The 9661-nt window shown below is 70.4% G+C and carries 9 protein-coding genes; 7 read left to right on the top strand and 2 right to left on the bottom strand.

The window, feature by feature from the left end:
- The first annotated feature begins 68 nt into the window (after positions 1–68).
- The 3 genes from C693_RS0111680 to C693_RS22670 are packed head-to-tail and all read left to right on the top strand — an operon-like array spanning position 69 to position 1652.
- Entirely contained in the window at positions 69–539 is a 471-nt protein-coding gene (locus C693_RS0111680; protein WP_017462461.1) for an SET domain-containing protein-lysine N-methyltransferase, read from the top strand.
- 13 nt (positions 540–552) lie between these two features.
- Positions 553–1092 carry a GNAT family N-acetyltransferase gene (locus C693_RS0111675; RefSeq protein ID WP_026107367.1) on the top strand — a complete coding sequence of 180 codons (540 nt, stop codon included), beginning with the start codon at positions 553–555 and terminating at the stop codon, positions 1090–1092.
- Positions 1089–1652 (top strand): hypothetical protein, encoded by a 564-nt coding sequence (locus tag C693_RS22670; RefSeq protein WP_017462459.1) that lies wholly within the window; start codon positions 1089–1091, stop codon positions 1650–1652. Before C693_RS0111675 ends, C693_RS22670 begins: the two co-directional genes overlap by 4 nt.
- Positions 1653–1672: 20 nt before the next feature.
- On the opposite strand, the gene C693_RS0111665 is transcribed toward C693_RS22670, so the two are convergent.
- Positions 1673–2587 (bottom strand): hypothetical protein, encoded by a 915-nt coding sequence (locus C693_RS0111665; protein ID WP_017462458.1) that lies wholly within the window; start codon positions 2585–2587, stop codon positions 1673–1675.
- Positions 2587–4791: a M1 family metallopeptidase gene (locus C693_RS0111660; protein WP_241762665.1), complete on the bottom strand. Its 2205-nt coding sequence runs from the start codon at positions 4789–4791 to the stop codon at positions 2587–2589. The genes C693_RS0111665 and C693_RS0111660 overlap by 1 nt, the downstream gene beginning before the upstream one ends.
- Before the next feature lie 202 nt (positions 4792–4993).
- On the opposite strand from C693_RS0111660, the gene C693_RS0111655 reads away from it, so the two are divergent.
- From C693_RS0111655 to C693_RS0111640, 4 genes are all read left to right on the top strand, one after another.
- Complete coding sequence (locus C693_RS0111655) at positions 4994–5668, top strand: response regulator (RefSeq protein ID WP_017462456.1); 675 nt, start codon at positions 4994–4996, stop codon at positions 5666–5668.
- The gene (locus tag C693_RS0111650; RefSeq protein WP_017462455.1) at positions 5661–7055 is read left to right on the top strand and encodes a sensor histidine kinase; all 1395 of its coding nucleotides are present in this window, start codon (positions 5661–5663) and stop codon (positions 7053–7055) included. Before C693_RS0111655 ends, C693_RS0111650 begins: the two co-directional genes overlap by 8 nt.
- Positions 7056–7183: 128 nt before the next feature.
- A complete protein-coding gene (locus tag C693_RS0111645; protein WP_017462454.1) occupies positions 7184–8596 on the top strand; it encodes a TolC family protein in 1413 nt (470 codons plus the stop codon).
- Positions 8596–9661 (top strand): ABC transporter permease (locus tag C693_RS0111640; RefSeq protein WP_017462453.1); only part of this gene is annotated, 1066 nt, incomplete at its 3' end. The genes C693_RS0111645 and C693_RS0111640, both read left to right, overlap by 1 nt.

The raw sequence follows: 9661 nt of genomic DNA, 5'->3' as shown, positions 1-9661 counted from the left end.
GGGCCCCCCCGCCGCGCTTGCGCTACACTCCGCCGCGCCCGATCCGGGCCCCGAGCGCCGTGCTTTCCATGATCCTTCCGCGTTACCGCATCGCCGCCTCCACCATTGGCGGTGCCGGCCAGGGCCTGTTCCTAGACGAAGCGGTGCGCGCCGGCAGCATCATCACCGCGCCCGACGCGATCGACCGCACCTGGCGCCACGACGAACTGGAGAGCCATCCGGACCTCGCCGCCCTGCGCCACGCCAGCGCCCGCTGGTTCGAGGACCGCTACACGGTGTCGCCGGACTGGCCCGACGAGTGCTACGTCAACCACAGCTTCTCGCCCACCGGGCTTTGGCATCTGGGGTTCATCTTCGCGCTGGCCGACTTGCCGGCGGGCACCGAGGTGACGGTCGACTACCGGCATCTGCTGCCGCCCGGAGAGGCGGAGGATTTTGTGGATTCGGTCACAGGTGAGAGAATCGTGGGCTTGGCCTGGGAGGACGCCCTGGCCTCAAGTACGCAAGCGCTCAGCCGACTGCTGGATAGCGGTCGCTGAAAACCGAATGGCCATGTCCGACATCCCCACCATCGAAACGGCACGTCTGCGCCTGACCGCGCTCACCGAGCGGCACTTCGACGACTACGCCGCCATGCTGGCCGACCCCGAGAGCACCCGCTGGATCGGCGACGGCCAGCCGCTGGACCGCACCAACGCCTGGCGCTCGCTGGCCATGCTGCTGGGCCACTGGCAACTGCGTGGCTGCGGCATGTGGGCGCTGGAGCTGAAGGAAACCGGCGAGTTCCTCGGTCGCGCCGGGCTGATGTACCCCGAGGGATGGCCCGACCTGGAGATGGGCTGGATGCTCAAGCCAGAGCATCGCCACCACGGCTACGCCACCGAGGCCGGCACGGCGATCCTCGACTTCGCCTGGAACACCCTGCACGCCAGGCGCGTGATCAGCCTGGTGCGCATCGGCAACGAGGCGTCCGACCGCGTCGCCGAGCGACTGGGCGGCGAGCACATCGAGGACATGGACTTCTACGGCAGCAACACCCACGTGTTCGCCTACTACCCGCCGTTCCGCGAGCCCCGCCGCGCCTGGGCATGAACGCCGGCCCGGCCACGCTGCGCACGCTGCCGGCGGTGCCGGATCCCAGCGGCCACGCGGCCGGCATCGAACTGGCCTCGGCGGACCGCCACGGCCATGCCGCTTCGCCTTGGCGGCTGCATCTCCAGCATCTCGGGCCCGGGGCCCATCCCGCGCTTCGTGACGACGCCCCGACCCAGCTCGCCACTCTCGACGCACCGCTGGCGCTGGACGCTGCCGGCGGCCGGCAGCTGCTGCGGCTGCAAGTGGCCGGCCTGCAACCAGGGCAGACACTGCATCTGGTCGAGCCTACGCGGATCGTCCGGCTGGAACGCGACCACCCCGAAAGCGCCGAGCTGATCGCACGCCCGCTGCAGGGCCCCATGCTGCTTCCCACGACCGGCCAGGGCTGGCTGGCCTGGCTGCTTGCCGGCCGCGCGACGGTGCAGTCGGGTACGTCGGACTGGGAGCTTGCCGCCGGCGTGCCGGCCTGGCTGCCGTCCACGACCGGCCAGCGCTTGCGGCTGGAGGGTGGAGGCGAGTTGCTGCTGGTGCGATTCCCGACGATCCCGGCCGACTGAACGACCGGGATCGTCTGCACTCAGCGCGTCGGCGAGAAGCCGCCGCGTCGTGCGGGCACCAGCGAACCGGCCACCCGCGCCAGCGCGAAGACCCGCGCTGCGTGCATCCATCCGGTCACCGCGACCGCCACCTGGCTGATCGCCAGCGCGAGCAGGAAACCGCCGAGGCCGATCGCCGGCGTGTGCGCACGCCAGACGCCCAGCGCCAGCGCGATCGCCAGGCCGATGGCGCTGATCACCAGATAGCTCAGCAAAGTGCTCAGCGGACGCCGCAGCAGCTGCATCACGCCGCGGCCGAACGCGCGGGTGGCCGAACGCAGCCCGGGGTCGGCCACGAAGGCGGCACGGGAAGATTCGACGATCGACTGCGCCAGCACGAACAGCACCAGCACCGTCCACTGCGCCGCGTGCGCGGCTGCATCGGCCTGCGACTGCAGTACGTCTGCCTGCGCATGCCGGTCGGCCGTCTTCATCGCCAATGCGGACAGCCCGAGCATCACCGCGTAGGGCAACAGCGACCACAGCATGAGACGGAACATGCGGCCGTACTCGATCAGGCCGCTCTGCAGCAGGTGGCCGAAGCCCAGTGCACGACCCGCACGGCCGGCCGCCACCACCATGCCGTGCAGCAGCGGCAGCAATACCGCGGTCAGCACCAGGCCGGCCAACGCCGCACCGCCCAGCCAGCCCCCGTGGCGGCTGAACTGCGCCATCACGTCGCCGAACATCATCGCGTGGAACGACTGCGCCCACTCCGGCACACGTACCGAGTGGTCGAGCAGGTCGCCCAGCGCCTTCCACAATGGCAGCGCGACCGCGGCTGTGGGCAACAGCAGCAGAACCACCCACAGCAGCAGCAGGCGCCACTGCATCGCGGCGAACGGTGCGGCGGCAAGCGAGCCGAGGTCGACCCGGCGGGAGTTTTTCCAGGCCATCACAGGGTCCCCAGCAAGGAATACAGGTTCTGCAGCAGCGCCGCGGCGTCGGCCGCCCAGCGTCGCGATGCCGCGCCGTTGGCCTTGGTGGCGTAGCTGTCGTTGAGCTTGTCGGCGTCGAGATAGACCGTGTGCTGCGGGTCGAGCTCGGCCGATACCACCCTGGTCGGCCTGGTCACCACGAACCGGGCCCAGCGCCGTTGGTCGTTCCACGCGATGTCCTCGTGGCCTCCATCGGCGTAGTTCAGGCGCAGCGTCTGCGGCGCCGAAGCACCATAACGACGTACGGTCACGGTGCTGCGCCAGGGGTACGGCCCCTGCCCGTCCCTGGCCTCCGGATGCTGCTTCTTCCACTGGGCCAGTTGCTGGTCGACCGTTTCGTCGCGGGCGGAGGCGTCGTCCTCGGTGCGCTTGCCGTCCTTCACGAAGCTGCCGGCCAGCGGCTGCACCCGTTCGGCGTCGATCGAGGTGACGGCGTCATCGACCCAGGCGGTGCCGTAGACGGTCTGGTCGAACACCTGGTTCACCACCTCCGGCTTGCCCGACACATCGATCAACGCGGCGCGCAGGTCGGCCACCGACGGATGCCGGTAGCGCCAGCGCTTGTAGTATTCGCGGAACGCCTTCTCCATCACCGGCCTGCCGAGCCGCTCCTCGAGATCATGCATGGCGGTCGCCGTGCGCGAATACACGCTGCCGTAGCTCGAGGAGGACAGCCGGTCCCAGGCGTTCTCGCCGATCGGATCGGGCGGCTGACGCAGGCCGGCGGTGATCCGCTCCATGGCGAAGCCACTCACCTTCGGCACGATCCCCAGCCGCTTCATCAGCGGCGAGGCCAGGTCCAGCTCCTGCCCCCGCTCGCGCAACATGCGCTGATCCCAGTATTCGTTCAGGCCTTCGTCGAGCATCGGCTCTTCGAACTCGTTCGACGCAAGCAGCCCGTAGAAATAGCCGTGACCGAACTCGTGGATGGTCACGAAATCCAGCAGCCCCTGGGTGATCGTGCCCGGCTCGACCTCCTTGTAGCCCTCGGCGGTGAAGAAGGTCGGATACTCCATGCCGCCCGCCTCGCCAGCGTTGTAGGGCGGCACTACCGCGGTCAGCGTCCGGTACGGGTATGCGCCCAGCGTCCTGGAGAAGTAGCCGAGCGAGTCGACGCTGGCCTTCAGCACCGGCTTGGCGCTGGCCACGTACTCGGGCGGGTAGATCACCCGCACCGCCACCTTCGGACTGCCCGGCCCCTCGTAGGTGCCGTCGAGCGTCTGGTAGCCCTTGGCGGCGACCCAGGCGAAATCGTGCACGTCGCCCTGCACGTAGTGGTAGGTGGTCTTGCCGTCGGCGGTCTGCGGCTGGCCCTCGAGCTCGCCCACCGCGCCCACGGTGTAATCCGAAGGCACCGTCAGGCGGACGTCGTAGAGGCCGAAGTCGGCGTAGAACTCACTGTTGAAATGGAATTCGTGGCAGTTCCAGCGGACCTGGGTGGCGCCGCGCTCGCCCGGCAGCTCCAGCACGCCGATCTTCGGAAACCACTGCCCCACCAGATTGAAGTCGCCGAACCAGCCGGTGCGCTCGACCACCCGCGGCAACTGGCTGAGGAAAGCGATGTCCAGGGTCAGGGTCCCGCCCGCCGGCACCGGCTGGGCCAGGTCGATGCGCACCACCGTATGGTCGGTCTGCGGACCGTTGTCCGGATGCACGAAGGTCCATTTCAGGTCGGTGTCGGCCTGGCGCACGCTGTCGAGGTCGATCCAGCCCCACTGCCCCTTCTTCAGGCTGGCGTTGCCACGCGAACTGCCGTGTGCGGTGAGCACCTCGCGTTCGGTGAAGAAGGTGCTGCCCTCGTTGGCGAACGCGTTGAGGTACAGGTGCATGTAGATGCTGCGCACCTCGCGGTCGCTGCGGTTGCGCCACTGCAGCTGTTCCTTGCCGTGCACCGCATGCCTGGCCGCATCCAGCTCGGCGTCGATGTGGTAGCTGACCACGCGATCGGAGAGCGTCGGCTCGTTGCCGGTGCGCTCGCCACCCCAGGCATCCGGATCGCTCGGCGTGCTGACCGCCGCGGCATCCGGAGAGGCCAGCGGGATCGGCGCGTATGGCGCGGGGGAAGAGGCCGCCGCCGCGGGCACGTCGGCCGCAGGCGCCGTCGGCGCGGTCTGGCGGGCCAGTGCACCCACCGGCCACGCCAGGACAAACAGGACGGGCAACCACCCGCCGGATCGGAACGAAGACCGCATGACTCCCCCTGTGGTACGGCAACGCCCCAGACTGGAACAATCCAACGGCGGCGGCAAGACTGGGCGCAACGTGTCGCCTTTCCGGGGGTGTGCAGGGCATCATGTACGACTGCAACTACCGGCGGTGGACATTGTCGTAGCCCGCGCCGACTCCCCCGCCCCAAGGTGTTCCATGCGCATCCTGATCGCCGAAGACGACCCCGCCATCGCCGCCGCCATCACCGATGCGCTGCGCCAGGGGGGACATGCCGTCGATCACGTGGCCAACGGGGCGCAGGCGGATATCGCGCTGCGCGACAGCGCCCACGACCTGCTGGTGCTCGACCTGGGGCTGCCGGGCCTCGACGGCAGTGAGGTGCTGCATCGCCTGCGTCAGCGCGGCTCCGGCGTGCCGGTACTGGTGATCACCGCCCGGGAAGGCCTCAACGAGCGCGTGCGCGTGCTCGACCTGGGCGCGGACGACTACCTGGTGAAACCGTTCGCCCTGGCCGAGTTCGAGGCCCGCGTCCGCGCCCTGCTGCGTCGCTCGGCGAGCAAGGGCAGCACCGAGGTCCGTATCGGACGGCTGCGCCTGGACCTGCCCGGCCATCGCGCATGGATCGACGACGCGCCGCTGGAGCTGACCGCACGCGAGTTCGGCCTGATCGAGGCGCTGGCCAGTCGCCCGGACCGCATCACCAACCGCGCCCAGCTGGTCGAGGCACTGTGCAACTGGGACCAGGACCTCACCGACAACGGGCTGGACATCGCCATCCATCGCCTGCGCCGCAAGCTGCACGGCAGCGGCGCCAATGTGCGCACCGTGCGTGGCCTCGGCTACCTGCTCGAGGAAACGGCCGATGAGTGAGGCCGTCGGCCAGCGCCGCCCCAGCCTGCGGCGCCGGCTGCTGTTCATCCTGCTGTTGCCGATGCTGTTGCTGCTGGTCATCGACGCGGTGATCACCTACGGCGTGGCGCTCAACTACTCCAACCGCGTGCACGACGCGGATCTGGCCAACGACGTGCGCACGCTGGCGCAGATGTTCCGCTCCGGCGAGGTCTCCAGCGACCTGCCGCAGGAGGCTCGTTTCCTCATCGAATACGAGCCGGACGGCCACAACTACTACAACGTCCGCTCCAGCAAGCGCGGGCTGCTGGGCGGCAACGGCGACTTCGAGCAGCCGCCGCCGCCGGCGGCCGACGCCAGCCCGGAACTGTTCTACTCCCGCCTCGCCGGACGCGCCCTGCGCGGCGCGGCACTGAGCCTGCGCTCGCCGACCGATCCGTCGGACGTGCTGACGGTGACCATCGCCGAGACCCTGCGCGACCGCCAGCACCGGGCAAGGCAGATCCTGCTGCTGGCCATTCCGCTGCAGACCTTCCTGATCCTCAGCGTGCTGTCGCTGGTCTGGCTGGGTGTGACCCGCGGCCTGCGCATCCTGCATCCGCTGACCCGGCGCCTGGCGATGCGCGAACACGAGCTGGAGCCGATCACCGGGGCCGACGTCCCCGTGGAGATCCTCCCGCTCACCCGCACCATCGACGGCCTGTTCGAACGCTTGCGCACGGTGCTGTCGCTGCAGGAGCGCTTCATCGCCGATGCCGCGCACCAGTTGCGCACGCCGCTGGCCGGGCTGCGCCTGCATGTCGACCGCGCCCGCGGCAGCAGCGACCCCGCGGTGGTGCGCGATGCACTGGAACACATCGAACAGCTGACCGAGCGCACCGCCCGCACCTCGACCCAGCTGCTCGCGCTGACCCGTGCGCAGAGCCCGTGGAAGGAGCGCTCGACCAGCGGCGACGTCGACCTCGCCAAACTGGTGCCCAGGGCGGTCGAGATGCGCATCCCCGAAGCGTTGCGGGCAGGGATCGACCTGGGCTACCAGGGTCCGGATCACCCGGCGGTGATCCACGGCGATGCCGCCGCGCTGCAGGAACTGCTGGACAACCTGATCGACAATATCCTGCGCTATGCCGGCCAGGGCGCCAGGGCCACCGTGAGCGTGGTGCCCTTGCCCGACCAGGGGGTGCTGCTGCAGGTGGAGGATTCCGGCCCCGGTGTCCCCCCGGAGGCGCTGGAGCGCCTGGGCGAGCGCTTCTTCCGCGTGGCAGGCACGCAGGCATCGGGCACCGGCCTGGGCCTGGCGATCGTGCAGCAGATCGCCCAGCAGCATGATGCGCGCCTCGGTTTTGGCGCGGCCGTCGGTGGCGGACTGAGGATCGGCCTGCAGTTCCCGTCGGCATCGAAAAGTTGATGAAACCCATATCGTGGAATCTTTCGCAATGACCCGCCCAGCGCCCCACCCCGCCACGTCCCCCCGATTTTGCTGCGCCTCCGGCCCGGACCGGGCAGGCCCCCGGGTCGACACGATCCGGCGCTGACATGCGCTTCACCCATGGGTTTGCGCGCGCCACGCTGGCCGTTTCGATCGGCCTGCTGGCGGGTTGTGCCGGTATCGACGTGCCGAAGCTGGATGCGCCAGTCCCGGCCCGCTGGAACCACCCCGTACCGCAGGCCTCGGCGATGCCGGTGGACCTGCGCGGCTGGTGGCGGGCCTTCGATGATCCCGCGCTCAACGCGCTGGTCGACACCGCACTGCGCGACAACCTGCAGGCGGCCGAGGCCACCGAACGGCTGCTCGCCTCGCGCGAGCGCTTCCGCAGCGCCCGGGTCGAGTATCTGCCGCGCCTGCGCGCCAAGACCGAGGACGCCATCGATCCGGATGCCAGCGCCTCGTTCTTCGTCGCCGGCTTCGACGCCACCTGGGAACTGAACCTGTTCGGCCGCGGCACGGCAACGAACCGCCAGGCGAGTGGCGCCGTGGATGCCAGCGCGGCCGAGTTGCAGCGTATCCGGGTCAGTCTGGTCGGTGAGGTCGTGCGCGATTGGCTCGAGCTGCGCGCCGCCCAGCAGCGCGAGGCGACGCTTGAAGCCATGCGCGACCTGCGCCAGCGCCTGTTGCAGCAGGCGCAGGTGCGCGTCCGGCTGCGACTGGCTGCACCGCAGGCGGAGGCCCAGGCCGAGGCGGACCTGGCCCAGGCCGAGGCGGCGCTGGCGGAACCGCGTGGCGAAATCGACCGCCTGTCCCAGCAACTGGCCGTGCTGCTGGGCCGCAACGAGCCCGACGCAGCCTGGCTGAAACCGGCGCCGATGCCCTCGCTGGGCGACCTGCGCATCGACCAGGCCCCGGCCGACCTGCTGCGCACACGGCCGGAAATCGCCCGCGCCGAGGCCGAGGTGCTCCGGGCCGCGGGCGACGCCGGCATCGCCCGCGCCGACCTGTTGCCGCGGCTGGGCCTGGGTGGCTCGCTGGTGTGGTCGACCAACCTCACCACCCACCGTCGTACCAGCGACAATGCCCTGCTCTCGGCCGGCCCGGTGATCGACATTCCGCTATTCGACTGGGGTGCCCGCGAAGCCGAGCTGCGCGCCAGCAAGCACGACCTGAAGGCGAGCGTGTATGCCTACCGCCAGGCGGTGCTCGAGGGTGTGGCCGAGGTGGAAACCTCGCTCGGCCAGCTCGAGCGCGAGCGCGAACGGCAGGCGGCCAGCGTGCGTGCGCGCGCCGCGCTGGCCCGCGCCGAACAGGCCTCCGCCACCCGCGTACACCTGCATCTGGCCGCGCCGGCCGAGCAGATCGACAGCCAGCTCGCGCTGGCACAGGCGTCGCTGGCACTGACCGAAGCGACCGCCGCGCGCGACCTGGCCTTCGTGCGCCTGTACAAGGCGCTCGGCGGCGCGCCGCTGCCGGACGACGCGACGCCTGCCGCCGCCGACGGCAAGGAGCCGCGCTGATGGTCGCGCTGGCCCGCAAGACACTGATCTACGAGTGGCGGCGCTTCCTGCCGGCGATCCTCGCCGTCGGCTTCGCCGGCCTGCTGCAGCTGCTGCAGGCGGCGCTGGTACTGGGCATCTTCTCCAGCGCCAGCGTGTACATCACCGGCTCCAGCGCCGACCTGTGGATCGGCTACCCCGGCACGCAGAGCGTGAGCCTCGGCCGGCCGATCGACCCGGACGTGGAAATGCGCCTGCGGATGGATCCGGCGGTGGCCCAGGTCGAACCCTTCTACTGGGTCGACGCGGACTGGCGCGGCGCCCACGACACCGGCGGCGAGTCGGTCTACGTCACCGGCATCGACACCCGCGCCGACGGGATGATGTTCTCGCAGGCCCTGCCGCCGGCCCTCCGGGCCCGGCTGGCCGAACCCGATGCGGTGATCGTGGACCGCGCCGACCTCGACAAGCTGGGCGTGGCGGTCGGCGACACCGCGGTGATCAACGGCCACCGCGTGCGCGTGGTCGGCGTCAGCAGCGGGTTGCGCGCGCTGGGCGGCGTCAACGTGGTGACCTCGCTGGACACCGCGCGCCAGCTCGACAACGACCCCACCGACCTCGGCCGCCCCACCTACCTGGTCGCCCGCCTGCGCGATCCCGCGCAGGCCGATGCGGTGGCCGCGCGCCTGCGCGGGGACAAGGGCTTCGGCCCCTACGACGTGTGGACGGCGCGCACCTTCGCGCGCCGCTCGGTGCTGTACTGGATGCTCGACACTGGCGCGGGTGCCGGCGTGGTGTTCCTGGCCGGCATCGTGTTCCTGGTCGGCGCGGTGATCACCAGCCAGACCCTGATGGCCGCGGTGGCCGGCTCGGTGCGCGAGTACGCCACCCTCAACGCGCTCGGCGTGGGCGTCGGCAACCTGCGCTGGGTGGTGCTGGAGCAGGCGTTCTGGGTCGGCGCGATCGGCCTGCTCGGCGCCACCGTGCTGGGCTTCCTGCTGCTGGTGGCCGCGCGCAGCCAGGACGTGCCGGTGGTGCTGAACATCCCGATCACCCTGCTGTGCGTGGTGCTGGCGATGGCCCTGG

The organism is Dyella ginsengisoli LA-4 (assembly GCF_000334915.1).
GTDB lineage: Bacteria > Pseudomonadota > Gammaproteobacteria > Xanthomonadales > Rhodanobacteraceae > Dyella_A > Dyella_A ginsengisoli_A.
The sequence above is the reverse complement of the archived record's forward strand: the minus strand, read 5'-3'. Positions and strand labels throughout refer to the sequence as shown.